This is a genomic window from Actinocrispum sp. NPDC049592, from assembly GCF_040675465.1.
Lineage (GTDB): Bacteria > Actinomycetota > Actinomycetes > Mycobacteriales > Pseudonocardiaceae > Kibdelosporangium.
Map to the genome: position 1 here is coordinate 121,625 of NZ_JBFAPA010000016.1, position 16,968 is coordinate 138,592.

17 protein-coding genes are annotated in these 16,968 nt (G+C 68.2%); 9 read left to right on the forward strand and 8 right to left on the reverse strand.

Features of this window, described 5'->3' with window-relative positions:
- Nucleotides 1-32: 32 nt before the first annotated feature.
- The 4 genes from AB0J95_RS34055 to AB0J95_RS34070 are packed head-to-tail and all read left to right on the forward strand — an operon-like array spanning nucleotide 33 to nucleotide 3,594.
- Nucleotides 33-293, forward strand: a complete 261-nt coding sequence (locus AB0J95_RS34055; protein ID WP_364767285.1) for a hypothetical protein — start codon at nucleotides 33-35, stop codon at nucleotides 291-293.
- Complete coding sequence (locus tag AB0J95_RS34060; protein WP_364767288.1) at nucleotides 290-535, forward strand: hypothetical protein; 246 nt, start codon at nucleotides 290-292, stop codon at nucleotides 533-535. The genes AB0J95_RS34055 and AB0J95_RS34060 overlap by 4 nt, the downstream gene beginning before the upstream one ends.
- Nucleotides 536-3,223, forward strand: coding sequence for an FtsK/SpoIIIE domain-containing protein (locus AB0J95_RS34065; RefSeq protein WP_364767291.1), 2,688 nt, complete (start codon nucleotides 536-538; stop codon nucleotides 3,221-3,223).
- Nucleotides 3,220-3,594, forward strand: a complete 375-nt coding sequence (locus AB0J95_RS34070) for a hypothetical protein (protein WP_364767294.1) — start codon at nucleotides 3,220-3,222, stop codon at nucleotides 3,592-3,594. The genes AB0J95_RS34065 and AB0J95_RS34070 overlap by 4 nt, the downstream gene beginning before the upstream one ends.
- Here the strand turns inward: AB0J95_RS34070 and AB0J95_RS34075 are convergent.
- From AB0J95_RS34075 to AB0J95_RS34085, 3 genes are read right to left on the reverse strand one after another with little or no spacing between them, the layout of a single operon-like run.
- Nucleotides 3,591-4,457 carry an asparaginase domain-containing protein gene (locus AB0J95_RS34075; RefSeq protein WP_364767297.1) on the reverse strand — a complete coding sequence of 289 codons (867 nt, stop codon included), beginning with the start codon at nucleotides 4,455-4,457 and terminating at the stop codon, nucleotides 3,591-3,593. The genes AB0J95_RS34070 and AB0J95_RS34075 overlap by 4 nt on opposite strands.
- Nucleotides 4,458-4,500: 43 nt before the next feature.
- A complete protein-coding gene (locus tag AB0J95_RS34080; protein WP_364767300.1) occupies nucleotides 4,501-5,139 on the reverse strand; it encodes a Clp protease N-terminal domain-containing protein in 639 nt (212 codons plus the stop codon).
- Between the two features lie 30 nt (nucleotides 5,140-5,169).
- The gene (locus tag AB0J95_RS34085; RefSeq protein ID WP_364767303.1) at nucleotides 5,170-5,622 is read right to left on the reverse strand and encodes a MarR family transcriptional regulator; all 453 of its coding nucleotides are present in this window, start codon (nucleotides 5,620-5,622) and stop codon (nucleotides 5,170-5,172) included.
- A 77-nt stretch (nucleotides 5,623-5,699) separates the two neighbouring features.
- On the opposite strand from AB0J95_RS34085, the gene AB0J95_RS34090 reads away from it, so the two are divergent.
- From AB0J95_RS34090 to AB0J95_RS34100, 3 genes are all read left to right on the forward strand, one after another.
- Complete coding sequence (locus AB0J95_RS34090) at nucleotides 5,700-6,065, forward strand: cupin domain-containing protein (protein WP_364767306.1); 366 nt, start codon at nucleotides 5,700-5,702, stop codon at nucleotides 6,063-6,065.
- A 52-nt stretch (nucleotides 6,066-6,117) separates the two neighbouring features.
- Nucleotides 6,118-9,102, forward strand: a complete 2,985-nt coding sequence (locus tag AB0J95_RS34095; RefSeq protein WP_364767309.1) for a glycoside hydrolase family 38 C-terminal domain-containing protein — start codon at nucleotides 6,118-6,120, stop codon at nucleotides 9,100-9,102.
- Between the two features lie 132 nt (nucleotides 9,103-9,234).
- Nucleotides 9,235-10,206, forward strand: coding sequence for a winged helix-turn-helix domain-containing protein (locus tag AB0J95_RS34100; protein WP_364767312.1), 972 nt, complete (start codon nucleotides 9,235-9,237; stop codon nucleotides 10,204-10,206).
- Here the strand turns inward: AB0J95_RS34100 and AB0J95_RS34105 are convergent.
- The 4 genes from AB0J95_RS34105 to AB0J95_RS34120 are packed head-to-tail and all read right to left on the reverse strand — an operon-like array spanning nucleotide 10,203 to nucleotide 13,831.
- The gene (locus AB0J95_RS34105) at nucleotides 10,203-10,745 is read right to left on the reverse strand and encodes an FxsA family protein (protein ID WP_364767315.1); all 543 of its coding nucleotides are present in this window, start codon (nucleotides 10,743-10,745) and stop codon (nucleotides 10,203-10,205) included. The genes AB0J95_RS34100 and AB0J95_RS34105 overlap by 4 nt on opposite strands.
- Before the next feature lie 2 nt (nucleotides 10,746-10,747).
- Nucleotides 10,748-11,569 carry a carbohydrate ABC transporter permease gene (locus AB0J95_RS34110; RefSeq protein WP_364767318.1) on the reverse strand — a complete coding sequence of 274 codons (822 nt, stop codon included), beginning with the start codon at nucleotides 11,567-11,569 and terminating at the stop codon, nucleotides 10,748-10,750.
- On the reverse strand, nucleotides 11,566-12,525 hold the full coding sequence (locus AB0J95_RS34115) for a sugar ABC transporter permease (protein ID WP_364767321.1): 960 nt from the start codon (nucleotides 12,523-12,525) through the stop codon (nucleotides 11,566-11,568). Before AB0J95_RS34115 ends, AB0J95_RS34110 begins: the two co-directional genes overlap by 4 nt.
- A 4-nt stretch (nucleotides 12,526-12,529) precedes the next feature.
- On the reverse strand, nucleotides 12,530-13,831 hold the full coding sequence (locus AB0J95_RS34120) for an extracellular solute-binding protein (RefSeq protein WP_364767324.1): 1,302 nt from the start codon (nucleotides 13,829-13,831) through the stop codon (nucleotides 12,530-12,532).
- Between the two features lie 164 nt (nucleotides 13,832-13,995).
- Here AB0J95_RS34120 and AB0J95_RS34125 point away from each other — a divergent pair, with 164 nt between their 5' ends.
- On the forward strand, nucleotides 13,996-14,178 hold the full coding sequence (locus AB0J95_RS34125) for a hypothetical protein (protein ID WP_364767327.1): 183 nt from the start codon (nucleotides 13,996-13,998) through the stop codon (nucleotides 14,176-14,178).
- A gap of 394 nt (nucleotides 14,179-14,572) precedes the next feature.
- Here AB0J95_RS34125 and AB0J95_RS34130 read toward each other — a convergent pair whose 3' ends face one another.
- A complete protein-coding gene (locus AB0J95_RS34130) occupies nucleotides 14,573-14,896 on the reverse strand; it encodes a hypothetical protein (protein ID WP_364767330.1) in 324 nt (107 codons plus the stop codon).
- Between the two features lie 145 nt (nucleotides 14,897-15,041).
- Here AB0J95_RS34130 and AB0J95_RS34135 point away from each other — a divergent pair, with 145 nt between their 5' ends.
- Nucleotides 15,042-16,958, forward strand: a complete 1,917-nt coding sequence (locus AB0J95_RS34135; RefSeq protein WP_364767333.1) for an MMPL family transporter — start codon at nucleotides 15,042-15,044, stop codon at nucleotides 16,956-16,958.
- Nucleotides 16,959-16,968: the final 10 nt, after the last annotated feature.

Consider the following 16,968-nt stretch of genomic DNA (forward strand, 5'->3'; position numbering starts at 1 on the left):
GGACGGATGATCAACATGTAGCCTTGTGAGGCATGGCGGGCGTGGAGGAAATCCGAGCTGGAATCGCGTTGGCGAACGAGAAGTCCCTTGCCGGGATCGCCGCGATCACCCAGGCTTCCCTGCAACTTGACGACGCGCGCAACGCGCTGCTGGCGGCGACGCAGGGCAGCAGCCAGGCGGACGTGGCCCAGGCGCAGGGATTACTGACCGAGGCGTTGCAGACACTGGCCGGTGCCCAGGCGGCGATCCAGGCCAGCATCACATCCGCCGAGGGATACGCGGCCAGGCTTTGACGATCTCCGAGCTGGCCGGTGCGCTGCGTGAGGTCACTGTCACGCTGGAGCAGTCCCGTGCCCTGACATCGAGCGTCGTTCCCCTGCTGGCCGAAGCGAAAGCGGCCCTGATGGTGGTACGACAGGAGCCCAACGGGTACCAACCGGTGGAACTGGACCTCGCGATCGCGGAGCTGGGCACGGCGGGCGCGCAGATCGCGCAGGCCCGGCAGGCGATCCTGGACTACCTGATGAGGCTGTAGATGTTCGGCATCGGCGAACGCCGGCAGCGCGCCAAGGATGCGCTCAACCAGCTGCGCGACGTGCTGCGGCTGGCCATGGGCGCGGCCGCGGCGGCGAGCCGGGCCGCACAGGTCCGCAAGGACCAGCTGGAGTTCGAGCAGTCGGTGATGCGGCTCGGCCTGGCCAAGGCGCGGCTCGACCCGGCGATCGCCGAGGCGCGCACACGTCCGGAGCTGGCGGTCACCTGGCAGAAGATCCTGGCCGAGCGGGACGAGATCTACCGCGGCTGGGATCCGGGCCGGCTGCACCGGTTGGTGGACAAGGCGGCGCCCGGCCCGGCCGGCCAGCCGTGGGAGACCTGGCTGGGCGGCATCGGCCGGCACTCCGGCTGGATCGCGCCGCCGATGTGGCGGATCGGCACCGCGGTGGTGGCCCAGGCGCCCGACACGCAGGAGTTCCCGGTCGCCATCCCGTTGCTGGACCGCGCGCACCTGCGGATCAACACCGTGCCGGACAGCCGGTCCGTTGTGGACTCTCTGGTCGAGACGTTGCTGCTGCGGCTGTTGAGCACGTTCACGCCCGGCCTGGTGCGGGTTCACCTGTGGGACATCGGGCATCTGACCGGGTCGCTGCCCAACCTGCAGCCGCTGACCGCGGCCGGGCTGCTGACCGTGCACGACCCGACCCGGCTGGACGACCTGCTGGCCGAGCTGGCCGGGCACATCCGGCGGGTGCACGCCAGGGCCATGCGCGAGGGCGAGACGTCGTTGCGGTCGGTGTGCGTGGCCAAGGGCGAGCGGATCGAGCCGTGGCGGGTGGTCGTGCTGTTCGGCAACACCGAGCGGCTGGCCGACGAGCAACACCGTGAGCTGCAACGGGTCGCGCGCACCGGGCTGGACGCCGGGGTGCACCTGATCGCCGTGGACATGCCGGTCTCGGCGAACAGTCCACAAGAGACGATCACGTTCACCGACGCCGAGCACGCCACCACGAGCATGACAGGGCCCGGTGTGACGTTCCGGGCGGATCCCGCGCCCGATGCCGCCACCGCCAGGGAAGCGGCCGCCAAGATCGCCAAGGACCTGGTCGACCGGCGGGGCAAACCGCGGACGTTCGCCGATTTGCTGCCCGAACAGCTGGGGCAGCTGACCTCGCAGGAGGAGCTGCGGGCGCCGGTCGGCTTCGCCGACGGTGTACCGGTGGAGGTCGTTCTCGGTGACGCCACACCGCATGCGCTGATCGCCGGGCCGAGCGGTTCGGGCAAGACGAACTTCCTGTACGCCATGCTCGGCGGGCTGGCCGCGCGGTACTCCCCGGACGAGCTGGAACTGTACCTTTTGGACTTCAAGGAAGGCGTGTCGTTCGCCGGGCTGGCCCCGGGCCGAAAGGACCCGAGCTGGCTGCCGCAGGCGCGGCTGGTCGGCGTGAACGTCAACACCGACCGTGAGTTCGGCCTGGCGCTGTTGCGGTTCCTGACCCAGGAGCTGGCCCGCCGGGCGGAGGCGGCCAAGCGCCAGGAGGTCACCAAGCTCGCCGAGCTCCGCGAGGCCGAGCCGGAGGGGCACTGGCCGCGGATCGTCGCGGTGATCGACGAGTTCCAGGCGTTGTTCAGCGGCCGCGACCGGATCACCCAGCAGGCCACGGTGTTGCTGGAGGATGTGGCGCGGCGCGGGCGTTCGCAGGGCATCCACCTCGTGCTCGCCAGCCAGGACATCGCCGGGATCGAGGCGTTCTGGGGCAAGCCCGCCGTGTTCGAGCAGTGCACGTTGCGCATCGCCATGCCCAAGGCCAAGCGGGTGCTGGCCGAGACGAACAACGCGGCGTTCAGCCTGCCGCGCTGGCATGCCGTGATCAACCACGATTCCGGTGTGGCGCACGGCAACCAGGTCGCGCACATCCCGGACGCCTCGGCCAAGGGCACGTTCGACAAGCTGCAGTCCCGGCTGTGGGCGCACGGGGACTCGTTGCCGCCCAGGCTTTTCGACGGTGCGCACCAGCCGTTGCTCGCCGGCTCGGCGGACTTCGCCAAGCCCACCGGGCCGTTGCTGGGTCAGGTCATCGACGTGTCCGGCCGGGCGGCAACGATCCCGCTGGACCCGGTGCCCGGCCGGAACCTGGCCGTGATCGGGACCGCCACCGAGGACGCCCTGTCCATTATGGAGAGTTCGGCGCTGACCCTGGCACGTTTGCACCCGCCCGGTTCGTGCGATTTCAGCCTGTGGTGCCCGGTTCCCGCGCTGGCGCCTCGTGTTTCCCGGCTAGCGGCCGCGTTGGGCGAGCACTCGGTGGATCTGCGGCTGGACGAGTCGATCGCGGAGCTGACCCCGTCGACCGCCGAGCGGCCCCGGTTCGTGTTCTTCTTCGCCGTCGACGCCGCTCATCAGTGGCTGGAGACCAAGGAACCGCCGTTGATGCGGGCGAAGCTGGAGGATCTGCGGGCGTTGCTGAAGAACGGCCCGGCCCACCATGTGCACATCTTCGGCTGGTGGCGGGGAACGGGCCGGCTCAAGGACACGCTCGGTTTCTCCGGCACCGACGACATCGGCGCCTGGGTCGCGCTCGACGTGCAGGGCGCGGAGCTGAACACGCTCGCGGCCGGCCAGGTGATCGACTGGTCGCCGCGGCCGCGGCGGGCGATCTTCTTCGACAAGTCCACGCACAGCGCCCCGGACGTGCTGATCCCCTTCGACACCCAGGACCTGACGTGACCGACCCGTATGACGACCCCGTCGCGCAGTACAAGGAGATCCTGGACATCCCGCGGCAGGCGTCGCAGAAGATCGCCGAGCTGGAACGCAGGCGGACCCTCGAGCTGGCCGCCGAGATCCGGGAGGCGGACAAGCAGATCAAGTCCGCCTCCGCCCGGGAAACCCAGGCGTCCCAGGAGATCCAGGCCTGGTGGCGGGAGGTGATCGCGCGGATGACCGGCCTGCCGTGGATCATGCCGGGCCGTCCGCCGGAGGCCACCCAGGAGGCCCCGCCGAAGTCCCTGGACGAGTACATGGCCGAGATCCAGCCCAAGACCAACGACTTCCTCGCCGCCCTGCGCCGCGCCGCCTGGCCCCGCCGCACCCCCTAGATCCGGTCGAACCATTCGGCGACGGCTTTTGCGCCGCCGCCGTTGCCGAGGGCGACCATGGTGGCGATGCGGGCGTGCCCGGCGGACAGCCATCGGGCGGAGATGGCGCCCATCTGCTGAACCATCCCGGCCCCCAACGAATCCCCGCGTCCCCGCCCGGCGACCACGACCGGGATGTCCCAGCTGGACACTCCGCCGATGGTCCCGAACAGTTCGACCGGAACGCTGCCCCGCCCGGTCCCCTCAAGCACTATGGCCCTCGCTCCACGATCGACGAGGGTGTCGATCACCGCACTGGGCAGCTCCGGGTAGACCCGCAGCAGAGCCACATCCGTCTCCGGCTCGCCCCGGAACTCCGGCCACCGCTCGGGCAGCTCGTCCAGGTCGAGTACCGGCGCCCCGCCCAGCGCGAACGTCCGGGCCGGATGCAGCTTCCCGTCCAGGCACACCAACGCCCCCGCCCGGGCCAGTACCGGATCACCGGCGGCCACAAGGGAATCCGCGAGGTTGCGGGGCCCGTCGCTGCCCGAGGCGTCCCAGCCCTGGAAAGCCCCGGTGAACACGATCCCACCCCGCGCGGACACCAGGAGGTCCGTCAGGAAAGCCATCTCCCCCAGGTTGTCCACCCCATGGGACACCACCACGCCCGCGAACTCGTCGTCCACCAAGGCAGAACGCACCCGCCGGGCCACGGCGAGCATGGTTCCCGTGGACACGTCCCACGACGGTTCGGCCATCAGGTCCTCGGCGACCACCCGCACCGGCAAGGTCCCCAGCGAGGCAACGAGTTCGGCCCCAGTGGCCACCGAACCCCGCCGGTGCGCGATGGTGTCGCCGAGGGCGAGCAAGAGAACTGTCTTCACAAGGCTCCAACCAGGATCACGACGACGATGGCCAGGATGAGCATCATCGCAGCCGCTCCTCGAGCCGCTCGATCCGCTTGACCAACGCGTCCAACGGCGAAGCCTGTGCCCGCAGATGCGCATACCCAGCGGTCGCGGCGGTCACCGCGGCCCGCACTGACTTCATGTCCACGCCCGCGGCTCGAAGCACTTGTCCCCCATCTCCTTCCGGCTCGGCGACGAGCCCGAGCAGCATGTGTTCACACCCGATGTAGTTGTGCCCCAAAGTGATCGCCTCGGTCACGGCCAGCTCCAGCGCGTTCGCCGCGGCCGAGGTGAACCTCGTGGCGGATCCTTCCCCGTCAGGCAACGAGACCGTCAAGCTGGCCGGCTGGATCTCCATCACCCGCAGGATCTGCAGAGCGAGGTTCGTCCCCTCGGTGATCAGCCCATGAAGCAGGTGCTCGGTGCCCACTTCGCCGTGGGCCGCTTCGATTCCCAGGCGCAGCGCGGTCTTTGCCCGTTCGGTGAACCGTTCGAGCTTCGGCCCCTCCCCCAGGTCCGACAACGTCAACGCACGCATGGCAGCCACCCTCTTCACCGAAGATTCCAAAGCACGCTGACAGATCGCGGAGACCGGCACGCCCGTCTGCTTGACGGCCTCGGCCAGGTCGTCCGGCAGGTACACGTTTATCTTTGGCATACCCCCATATATACCCCCTCGTGGGGTTAGTTACCAGACCGGGCGCAACGCGGGCAGCGTTTCCCCAGCTAGCGACCGGATCAGTCGGGTCAGCTCGGCACGCAGAACGGACACATCGCCCAGCGACGCTTCCAGCTCGTGCAGAATCCGCCCGGCGACCTCCAGATGCCGATGAGCCGCGGGCGTCAGCACGACCAGCTTGCGCCGCCCACCCTCGGGATGCGGCTCGCGGCGCACGTATCCCTTGCGCTCCAACTCGTCCACGATCTGCCCGGCGGCCTGTTTGGTGACCCCCAGGGTCGCGGCCAGCTCCGAGCTCGTCGCCCCCGAGCGCTTCAGCGCCTGGAACACCGCACCGTGCACGGGCCGCAGATCGGCGTACCCGGCGGCGGACACCCGGGCGACGAACTCGCCGAGTACGAGCTGAAACCCCATGCCGAGCAGGAAAGTCAGCTCGGTCGAGGCCAATGGGTCATCGGTCACGGAACTATCTTGACACAGGTGAGTCAACCCGCTTTACTCACTACCAAGTAAAGCTACTTGACTCAGAGGAGACCCACTTGATCGTCACCACCGCGCGCCCCATGGAGACCCCGAACGCGGCCCTGGCCAGCCTGGCCACGCCCTCCTTGGGCAGCACGGAGATCTGCACCTGGCGCATCACGATGCAGCCCGGTGCGCAAGGTCCGGTCCACGCCATCGACCGCGAACAGGTGTGGCTGCCACTCACCGGCGAGCTGGCGTTCACTGTGGACGGCGAAACCATGTCAGTTCCGGCCGGGCAGGCCGCGATCCTGCCCGCGGGTGAGGTGCGGCAGGTCGCCGTCGTCGCCGGGCCGGTGCAAGCCGTTGTGTGCATGGCAGTCGGCGGTCACGCAACCGTTCCGGGCAGTGCGGACCGGCATCCGCTGCCGTGGGCCGAATAAGCCGCCGTCCTGGTATACCGTCGCACGGGAACCCACATTTCAGGAGGTCACCGTGCATGACGATCGGCGGCTGGTCGAGGAACGGCTGCGCCGGATGCTCACCACGAGGCTCGCGCCGGCGCGGTACGCCGGATCCGTCCCGCTGGACATCGAGGTCTGGCACGTGCCGGACGAGCCGGTGCCGGTCGCGGAGGCGCTGGCGGCCGACTTCGAGCCCTTCGCGGTGGGACAGCGCTGGGGTGCGCCGTGGTCGACGAGCTGGTTCCGCGTTCGTGGTGCGGTGCCTGAGCAATGGCGTGGCCGCAAGGTGGAAGCCGTGGTGGACCTGGGGTTCACCACGGCACAGGCCGGGTTCCAGGCCGAAGCGCTGGCCTACGACCTGGCGGGCACGCCGATCAAGGGCATCGCACCGCGCAACAACCATGTCCCGCTGACCGGTGACACGGTCGGCCTGCTGTTCGAGGCCGCGGCGAACCCGGACATCCTGCACGGCGGGATGCAGCCGACTCCGTTGGGCGACAAGGAGACCGCTGGCAAGGATCCGCTGTACACGTTCGCCGGCGCGGACGTGAAGCTGCTCGACGAGGACGTCTGGCACCTGGAGCTGGACATGGAGGTCCTCAGCCAGCTGATGGCCGAACTGTCCCTTTCGGACCCCCGGCGGCACGAGATCCTGCGGGCGCTGGAACGCGCCATGGATGTGATCGAGGTTGACGACATCTCCGGCACGGCAGCCGCTGCGCGTGCTGAGCTCACCGAAGTCCTTGCCAGGCCGGCACATGCGAGCGCACACCGGTTGTCGGCCGTCGGCCATGCGCACATCGACAGCGCGTGGCTGTGGCCGCAGCGCGAGACGATCCGCAAGACCTCAAGGACTTTCGCGACCGTCACCGCGCTGGCGGCCGAGTACCCGGAGTTCATCTTCGCGTGTTCCCAGGCGCAGCAGTACGCGTGGGTCAAGGACCACCAGCCGGCGATCTTCGACCGGATCGCGGCGGCGGTGAAGTCCGGCCAGTGGGCGCCGGTCGGCGGGATGTGGGTCGAGTCGGACGCGAACCTGCCCGGCGGCGAGGCGCTGGCCCGGCAACTGGTGCACGGCAAGCGGTTCTTCCTCGACGAGTTCGGCTACGAGTGCGAGGAGGTGTGGCTGCCCGACTCGTTCGGCTACACCGCGGCCTTCCCGCAGCTGGCCCGGCTGGCCGGGACGAAGTGGTTCCTGACCCAGAAGATGTCCTGGAACCAGACCAACAAGATGCCGCACCACACGTTCTGGTGGGAGGGCATAGATGGCACCCGCGTCTTCACCCACCTGCCTCCGGTGGACACATACAACTCCGAGTTCTCCGGCAAGGAAATGGCCTACGCGGTCGCCAACTACGCCGAGAAAGGCCGCGGCACAAGGTCTTTGGTGCCGTTCGGGTACGGCGACGGCGGTGGCGGCCCCACCCGCGAGATGCTGGAACGCGCCCGCCGGCTGAAGGACCTGGAGGGCACCGCCCGGGTGGAGATCGAGAAGCCGAGCGAGTTCTTCGCCAAGGCACAGGCGGAGTACCCGGACGCGCCGGTCTGGTCCGGCGAGATGTACCTGGAGCTGCACCGCGCCACGTACACCTCGCAGGCGCGGACCAAGGCAGGCAACCGCCGCAGCGAGCACCTGTTGCGTGAGGCCGAACTGTGGGCCGCGACCGCCGCTTCGGCCGGGACGTTCGACTATCCCTACGAGGCCTTCGACCGGCTGTGGAAAATCGTTCTGCTACACCAGTTCCACGACATCCTGCCGGGCAGCTCGATCGCGTGGGTGCACAAGGAGGCGGAGGCGACCTACGCCCGGGTCGCCGCCGAGCTCAACGCGATCACCGACGCGGCCATCGCCTCCCTCGCTGGTGAACCCGCGCAACCGATCGTGTTCAACACCAGCCCACGCCCGCGTGCCGAGGTCGTCGACGGCGTCCTCACTCATGTCCCAGGATCCGGTGCCGCAGCGGTGGAAAGCGTCACAGCGGACGCCGTGACGGTCACGGATCGTCTGCTGGACAACGGTTTGGTTCGGGTCGAGCTGGACGACGACGGCCTGTTCCGGTCGGTCCGCGATCTGGTGCGCAACCGGGAAGTCCTCAGCGGACCGGGCAACCTGCTGCAGTTGCACCCGGACCTGCCGAACTTCTGGGACGCCTGGGACATCGACGTGCACTACAAGCGCAGGCACGTGGACCTGACCGGCGTCGACGCGATCACCGTTGTCAGCGAAGGACTCGAGGGCGCCATCAAGGTCGAGCGGTCGTTCGGCTCGTCCCGGATCAGCCAGGTGATCAGCGTGCGGGCGGGCAGCCCGCGGATCGACATCCGCACCGAGATCGACTGGCACGAGCAGGAGAAGATCCTCAAGGCGGCCTTCCCGATCGACGTGCACGCCGACCGTTCGGCGGCGGAGATCCAGTTCGGGCACGTCTTCCGTCCCACGCACACCAACACCAGCTGGGACGCGGCCCGGTTCGAGATCTACGCGCACCGCTGGGTGCACGTGGCCGAACCGGGTTACGGCGTGGGCGTGCTCAACGATTCCACCTACGGCCACGACATCAGCCGCAACGGAGGCACGACCACAGTACGGCTCAGCGTGGTCCGCGCACCGAGGTGCCCGGACCCGCACGCCGACCAGGGAAAGCACGTACTCACGTACTCTCTGTTGCCGGGTGCGTCCATTTCGGACACGGTGACCGAGGGGTATGCGTTGAACCTGCCGGTCCGGGTCGTCCAGGGCAGCACCGCCCCGGCACCAATGGTCACAGTGGACAGTGACGCGGTGGCCGTCGAGGCGGTGAAGCTGGCGGATGACCGGTCCGGGGATGTCATCGTCCGGTTGTACGAGTCACTCGGCGGCCGCGCGGAGGCCCTCGTCCGGGCTAACTTCCCGATCGCGGGCGTCGAGGTCACCGATCTGCTGGAGCGGCGGACCGACACCGCTGAGGTGCGGGACGGCGGTGTCCCGGTGGCGTTGCGGCCGTTCCAGATCCTGACCTTGCGGCTCAAGCGGTAGGCGGGGATCCCGCCCGCGGGCCCGCACCCCCAGAGCGGCCCGCGGGCGGGTTCCGCACGCAAGCCTGTCAGGTCCCGGACGCTGGCACGTATGACATTTGGCCTGGGTTTAATAACCCGGGAGAATCATGGTGTGCGCCGTTTGTACTTCACCGGGGACGACCTGGCCAGGGTCCGGCTGCTGCCGACACTCGGGCCCCTCGCCGAGGCCATGCTCAGCCTGCTGACGTTGCGCGGGCGCGTCGACGACGCGATGTTCGGCGGCTGGCGGAGGCAGGTGCGCGCCGCCACCGGCCTGCGGCGGGATGTGCTCACGGCGATGTCCCCGGGCAAGGACGTCTGGCTCGACCTGATCTCGCCGTCGCGGCCGACGCTCACCGTGGCGCACGGCCGGGAGTCGTTGCTGGCCGGCCGGGCCGGCGACTTCCGGTTCGAGCTCGACCACTACGCCGACGCGTGCGGCGGGCTGCCTCCGGTCCTGGCCGGGCTGGACGACGATCTCGTGGCCAGGCGGCTGTTCGTCGACGGCCTGGTGGACTACCACGATGTCGCGGTCGGTCCGCGGTGGTCCAGGATCCAGGCGCAGCTGGACGCCGATCGCCTCGTGCGCAGCCAGATCCTGCTGGACCGCGGCGTCGACGGGCTGTTCGAAACCCTGCATCCCACCGTGCGGTGGGAACCTCCCGTGCTGACCCAGACCCTCTGTCCCGCACACCACGGGGACATCTATCTCGACGGCCGTGGCATCGTGCTGGCGCCTTCGTTCTTCAAGCGTGAACCGGTGCTGCTGGTCCCGGGCAACCCCGACGAGCAGCACATTCTCGTGTACCCGGTCCCGCTGACCCCCGGTGTCTGGGCTGAGGGCGAACCCGCCCGCGCGCTGGCGAACCTGCTCGGCCGTACCCGCGCGACCGTCCTGCGGGCCATCAGCGACGGCAGCGCGACCACCACCCAGCTGGCCAGCCGGATCGGCGCGTCCGCCGCCACGGTCAGCCAGCACACCGCCGTCCTGCGCGAGGCCGGGCTGATCACATCACACCGCTACCGCAACACCGTGCACCACATGTTGGCGGCGCCCGGAGCCGTTCTGCTGGACAGCAACTAGGGCTTGGCGTCGACGATGAAGATCTGACCCGGCCGCTGCTGCTGCCGTGCCTCGACGCGGCGCAGCACACGCTTGGCGATCATCCGGCGCGTGGCCGGGATGAGCAGCGCGATCGCGACCAGGTCGCTGACGAACCCGGGCAGCACCACCAGGATGCCCGCCACGGCGATCAGCACCCCGTCGAGCATCTCCGCGCGCGGCGGCTGCCCCGACTGGATCTTGGACCGGAACGCCAGCAGCGCCCTGGTCCCCTCCCGCCGCAGCAGCATCGCGCCGACCACCGTCGCCGCGATGACCAGCAGAATCGTCGGCAGCACACCGATCGCCGACCCGATCGCGATCAACACCGTGATCTCGACCGCCATCCCCACCAACAAGAGCAGAACGGGCATATCCCCATAACGAACGAGGACCCCGTTTTGCTCCATCCGGCGCTTGACCTGGGCGAGGTCGTCGCCATGCTCCGGGAAACGGGCGACCCCGGCACCCGCCTGCCCCTCCGCGACCAACTGGTCAGCCGCCCAATTGGGCACCGGCACGATCACCCCTTGGTGGCGCCGCCGGTGAGGCCCTTGACGAAGTGCTTCTGCAGGAACAGGTAGAAGATCAGCACCGGGAGGGTGGCCAGGAACATGAGGGCGAAGACGCTGCCGAAGTCGGCTTGGTACTGGCCGATGGAGCGGTAGATGCCCGTCGTCACGGTGGTGCCCTGGCTGGGGCCGAGGATGATGAGGGGGTCGATGAAGTCGTTCCAGATCCAGACGCCGAGGAAGATCATCACGCTGGCGGTGGCGGGGCGCAGCAGCGGGAACACGATGCGCCAGAACACCTGGCCGCGGCGGGCGCCGTCCAGGATGGCCGCTTCCTCCAGCTCGAGCGGCACACCGCGGATGAACCCGGAGAACACGAACACCCCGAACGGCACGTAGTAGCCGACGTTGAACAGGACCAGCCCCTGGAGGGTGGTCATCAGGTTGGCGATCTGCAGGACGTCCGAGATCGGGATGAGGATCACCTGCGGCGGGATCATCAAGCCGGACAACAACACCAGGGTCAGCGCGCGGGTCCACCTGTTCCGCGTGCGGGCCAGGTAGTGCCCGAGCATCGCGGACAACACCGTAAGCACCGCAACGGAAAGCACAGTCACCACGATGCTGTTGGTGAGGCTGACCCAGAACAGCTGATCGGGCCGGGAAACGACCGCCGTGATGTTGTCCAAAGTGGGCGGCCACGGTGGCGACGCAGGGTCTGAGGAGATCAGGTCGCCGCGCTTGAACACGTTGGCCAGCACCAGGTACAGCGGCACGAAGAAGATCGCGCTGACCAGGATGGCCACCGCCGGGCGCACCCACGGCCGGGTCACAGGTCCACCTCCCGGCGTTGCAGCAGCCGCAAAACGATCGCGGTGACGACCGCGACGATGATCAGCATCACGATCGCCATCGCGGAGGCGTACCCGACATGGTTGGCGTCGAAGCCGGTCTGCAGCACGTTGAACGCGATCGTCGCGGTGGCACCGGTTCCCGGCCCGCCGTTGGTGATCACCTTGACGAAGTCATAGGTCTTGAACGCCGAGATCAACAGCACGACCGTGTTGATCGTCAACGAAGGCGCCAGCAAGGGCCAAGTGACCGCCCGGAACCGGCGCACCGGCCCGGCACCGTCGATCGCGGCCGCCTCCAACAACTCCTGCGGAACCCCTTGCAGCCCAGCGAGGTAGACCACCACACAGAACCCGAGCATCTGCCAGCACACAATGGACGCCACCGAGTACAGCGCGATGTCCGGATCGGACAGCCACCCCGGCGGCTTGGCAACCCCCAGCCAGCGCAGCAACTGGTTCAGCGGCCCCTGGCTGTCCAGCAGCCGCGACCAGATGATGCTGACCACGACCGAGCTCAGGATCACCGGCGTGAAGAAGACACTGCGCAGCGCGTTGTACAGACCACCGCGTTTGTCCAGCAGCAGCGCCACTCCGAGGCCGAGCACGTTCGGCACGATCACCACGATCAACGTGAGGATCGAGGTGACCCTCAGTGCCGTGAGGAACTCGTCGTCCTGGAACAACAGCCCGAAGTTGTCCAGACCGACGAACGTGATCGGCGGGTTGAACGGGTTGTAGTTGGTCAGGCTGTAGACGAAGCTGATCACGATCGGGGCCAGCACGAAACACACGTACACCAGCACGCCAGGGGCCCCGAACGACACGAAGTGCCAGATCCGGGGCCACACTGGGCGTCTGCGGCGGCCCTCGGTCACCGCACCGCCGTCCCTGCGAGAACTCTCCGGCGGTGCGGTGACCTCAGTGGCGGCGGCCATCCCCCTACTTCGCCTTTTCCCACTCGGTGTCGAGGTAGGCGCACGCCTCCGCCACACTCTTGCGCCCGGTCACGATGTCCTGCGCGACCGCGTAGAACTTCTCTTTCATGCCAGGCAGAAGCCCGTCGTCCGCGGTCTCCCAGCCGAACGAGTTCACGATGGCGTTCTTGTCCACGGCCTCCTTGTAGAGGTCGTAGCCCGCCTTGAGCACCGGCCCGATGTCCGAGGGCATCTGGTAGCCCTTGATCGCCGGGACCAGGCCGTCCGCCTTGACCGACGCGTCGATCTGGCCCTTGTCGGTCTGGAACGCGATGGCGAACCTCTTTGCCGCGTCGAGGTTCTTGGAGTGCGCGTTCACGCTCATCCCGCCGCCGGTGTACGCGGGCACGACGAGTTTCCCGTCGTCCGTGGGGAAGTTGAACACGCCGATGTCGAAGTCGTGCTTCTTGGTGTCGGCGTTGGCCGCGAACCAGTTGCCCATCGGGTACATCGCGCCCTCACCGTTGAGGAACGCCTGCTCGGTGGCGGCGTAGTCGCGCGACACGCTGTCCTTGTTCAGGAAGCCCTTCGTGGACAGGTCCGCGAACTTCTGCACCGCCTTGGTGAAGTCCGGGTCGCTGAACTTGACCTTGCCGGCCCGCCGCTGGGTGAGCCAGTCCGGGGTCTTGCCGTACACGTCGACGCTGACCAGGCCGGTCATGATCATGCTGGCCGGGAAGCCGTCCTTGCCGCCGCCGATCACGAACGGCTGTGTCCCCTTGGCTTTCAGCTTCTCGCACGCGGCGAGCAGCTCGGCCCAGGTCTTCGGCGTGCTGGTGATGCCGGCGTCGGCGAACAGCTTCTTGTTGTAGTAGACGGGCGGGATGGTCTGCGTGTTGGCCGGCAGCTGGTGGTGGCCGCCCTTGATCGGGTTGGCCTCCGGGAACTGGAAGTCCTTCAGCTCGTCCGGCTTCCAGTCGTAGAGGTTGCCCGCCTCGGCGAACCCGGCCGGGTCGACAGCGATCATCACATCCGGGAACTGGCCGGACTGCAGCAGTTGCTTGGCATAGGGCGTGCGGCCCTGTGTGGTGGGCGCGACCAGCTTGTTCACCTTGATGTCGGGGTACTTGTCGGTGACCCGCTTGATCGCCGCGTCCCAGTAGGTGGGGGGCAGGTTGGGCGTCTCGAAGGTGAGGAAGCTGATCTCCTTAGTCCCCGTCGAACCAGCGCCCGTGGAACCGGTGCCGCCGCCGCCCGTGTCCTGCTTGACCGAACAGGCCGTCAGGCAGACCGCGACGGCCGCCCCTAAGGCCCAGACCTTTCTCATCGCCGGCCTCCTTGCCGCTCTGTGCGGAGGATTTCATCGGATGCCTTGCCCCGAGTCAACGGTTCTGAAAAGGTTTACCACCTTGATACATCCGATGTCTACGCCTGACTTGACCAAATCCGGCTACGGTGGACACCAGACCAAGGAGTCGGGGGAGGCAACCCATGGCCAGCCAGACGGAGACCATCCAGGAAGTGATCGAGACCGCGGCGCACCACCTGAGCCGCATCGCGGGCATCATGGCGACAGCGGCCGGCGACATCGTCCGGGAGCTCGGCGAGCTCGTGAACGACGTGGCCCAGATCCCGCGCGCCACCCAGCCGGCCGAACCGCCCGTCGAGGAGTGAGCTGACGTCCATTGTGGACGACGATGTGGGAACCGGCGTCCGTGGCAGAGGTCGCCGAGCTGTTCGCGGACGTTCCGGACTGGTGGATCGCCGGCGGGTTCGCGATCGAGCATGCCGTGGGGCGGCCGTTCCGGGAGCACGGCGATATCGACGTGTTGGTGTTGCGCCGGGATTTGCCTGCCGTACAACGGGTTTTGGCCGGCTGGGAACTGTGGGCGGCGGATCCCCCGGGGACGTTGCGGCCATGGGCGGACGGCGAGGTACTGGCACCGGAGGTGCACGACATCTGGTGCCGGACCGGGCCGGACCGGCCTTGGCGGGTTCAGGTGATGGCCGACGAGGCCGAGGTTGCACGCGGCCGTTCGCCGGACTTATGGGCCGCATCCATGGCTGGTCAGCGTTCCGGAATATCGAAGTTGACCAGGAGGAACCGGTCCGGCTCGGCAACGGGACCCGGGGTGTGGTCGATGGTGACGACGAGGGTGTTGTTAAGTGGATGATCGGCCCTGAGGATGATGCCCCACGTGGCGTTGTAGGTGCGGATCTGCTCGTAGCGCTGGGCGAATTCGGCCGGCGGGCACGGGGTGGTGCGCGAGCCCGTGGGCAGCGCGCGATCGTTGAACAGGACCGTCGTGAACGGGTGGTTCGGTAACGACGATTTGTACTCGTTCACAAATCTCTCGGCTATTTCAGGGAAGGACTCCACGGCGCGGGACACTAGCAATCCGGCTGATCGGCACGCCCGGGAATTAACCGCAACCCCAGGAGTACGGGATCGCCCGTAGGGCACAACCGCGGGAGTAGGCCAAGTGTCCGCCCTGGTCCGACGCTGAAAACCGGGCCGCTGCCGGACTCTGTGCGGCATGAACGGACAGAGTCGATTCGAGCGGCTGGCGATCTGGTCGCGCAGGCACCGCTGGCTGGCGGTCATCCTCTGGGTGGTGGCGGTGGCGGGGATCACCGTTGGCGCGCAGGCGATCGGCAGCGACTACCACAACGACAACTCCATGCCCGGCACGCAGTCGCAGCGCGTCGCCGACCTCCTCCCCCGCGCCGAGAGCGTCCAGGTCGTCAAACAGGGCGACATCGCCCCAGTCCTGGCGCAGATCCGGCCCCTTCCCCACGTCAAAGACGTCAGCGAACCGGTGACCGGCAAGGACGACATCTCCTACGCAACGGTCACAGTGGACAGTAAGGACGTCAAGGCGATCCTGGACGTGGCCAAGGCCAACGGCGCGCAGCTCGGCGGGGACGCGGTGAAGGCCGCCGAGGAGTCGTCGAACGGCGCGTCCGAGGGCATCGGGATGCTGGCCGCGCTGGTGATCCTGGTCTTCATGTTCGGCTCGATCCTCGCCGCTGGGCTGCCGATCCTCACGGCGGTCTTCGCGGTCGGCGGCACGGTCGGCGTGATCATGATCGCGTCGCACCTGGTCACCCTGCCCAGCTACGCGCCGCCGGTGATGATCCTGGTCGGGCTGGGAGTCGGGGTGGACTACGCGCTGCTGATCTTCGCCCGTTTCCGCACCGAGATCCAGAACGGCACCGACCGCCGCACGGCCGCGGTCAAGGCGCTGGACACCGCGGGCCGGTCAGTGTTGTTCGCCGGTTGCACGGTGATCATCGCGCTGCTGGGTCTGCTCGCGCTCGGACTTGGCTCCCTGCAAGGACTAGCGTTGGCGGTCACGTTGACCGTGCTGCTCACGTTGGTCGCGTCGCTCACGCTTCTGCCCGCGTTGCTGGACATCTTCGGGCCACGGCTGGAAAAGACGATCCGCAAGCGCAAGCCGCACGGCGACCGGTGGCGCGCCTGGGCGGGTGCCGTCCAGAAACGTCCCTGGCCCGCGCTCGTCATCGCGGTCGTGGCGCTGGGCGCGTTGTCCTTGCCAGCGCTCGGAATGCGGCTCGGGTTCGCCGATGCCGGTACCGCACCGGAGTCCTCGACCACCCGGCAGGCGTATGACCTGCTGGCCAAGGGGTTCGGGCCCGGGTTCAACGGTCCGCTCGTGATCGTCGGCGACGGCAGGAAAGCCTACGACCTGGCAACAACAACCCCAGGCGTCGCAAGGGTTCTGCCGCCACAGGGCAACACGGTCATCCTGTTTCCCACAACCGCACCACAGGACGCGGCCACCGATGAGCTGGTCGACCGGCTGCGCACCGAACTCGGCGACGGGTACCTGGTCGGCGGCCAGGTGGCGGCCGCGGACGACTTCGCCAGCGCGGTCAGCGACCGGTTGCCGCTGTTCATCCTGGTCGTGGTCGGACTCTCGGCGATCTTGCTGATGGTGGTGTTCCGGTCGATTCTGGTGCCGCTCAAGGCCGCGGTGCTCAACCTGCTCAGCATCGGCGCCTCGCTCGGCGTGATCACCCTGGTGTTCGGGCAGAGCGGACCGATCGAGGCGTTCGTGCCGGTGCTGATCTTCGCGATCGTGTTCGGCCTGTCCATGGACTACGAGGTGTTCCTGGTGTCGCGGATGCACGAGGAATGGCGGCGCACCGGCGACGCGCAACTGGCTGTGCGCGAAGGCATGGCGAGCACGGGCAGCGTGATCACCGCCGCCGCGGCCATCATGATCGTGGTGTTCGGGGCGTTCCTGTTCAGTGAGGACCGGATGCTGCAGCAGTTCGGCCTCGGCCTGGCGGTCGCGGTGCTGCTCGACGCGCTGGTGATCCGCTGCCTGATCGTGCCGGCGGTCATGCGGCTGTTCGGCCGCGCCGCCTGGTGGCTGCCCCGTGGCCTGGACCGCCGGCTGCCCCAGGTCGCGCTCGAACACGCCTGAGCCGTAGGCT

Excerpts from the sequence above, each read along its gene's own strand:
- AB0J95_RS34055 (WP_364767285.1), top strand. The coding sequence starts at position 33 with ATGGCGGGCGTGGAGGAAATCCGAGCTGGAATCGCGTTGGCGAACGAG.
- AB0J95_RS34065 (WP_364767291.1), top strand. The coding sequence starts at position 536 with ATGTTCGGCATCGGCGAACGCCGGCAGCGCGCCAAGGATGCGCTCAAC.
- AB0J95_RS34080 (WP_364767300.1), bottom strand. The coding sequence starts at position 5,139 with ATGCCAAAGATAAACGTGTACCTGCCGGACGACCTGGCCGAGGCCGTC.
- AB0J95_RS34115 (WP_364767321.1), bottom strand. The coding sequence starts at position 12,525 with ATGGCCGCCGCCACTGAGGTCACCGCACCGCCGGAGAGTTCTCGCAGG.
- AB0J95_RS34120 (WP_364767324.1), bottom strand. The coding sequence starts at position 13,831 with ATGAGAAAGGTCTGGGCCTTAGGGGCGGCCGTCGCGGTCTGCCTGACG.
- AB0J95_RS34125 (WP_364767327.1), top strand. The coding sequence starts at position 13,996 with ATGGCCAGCCAGACGGAGACCATCCAGGAAGTGATCGAGACCGCGGCG.
- AB0J95_RS34135 (WP_364767333.1), top strand. The coding sequence starts at position 15,042 with ATGAACGGACAGAGTCGATTCGAGCGGCTGGCGATCTGGTCGCGCAGG.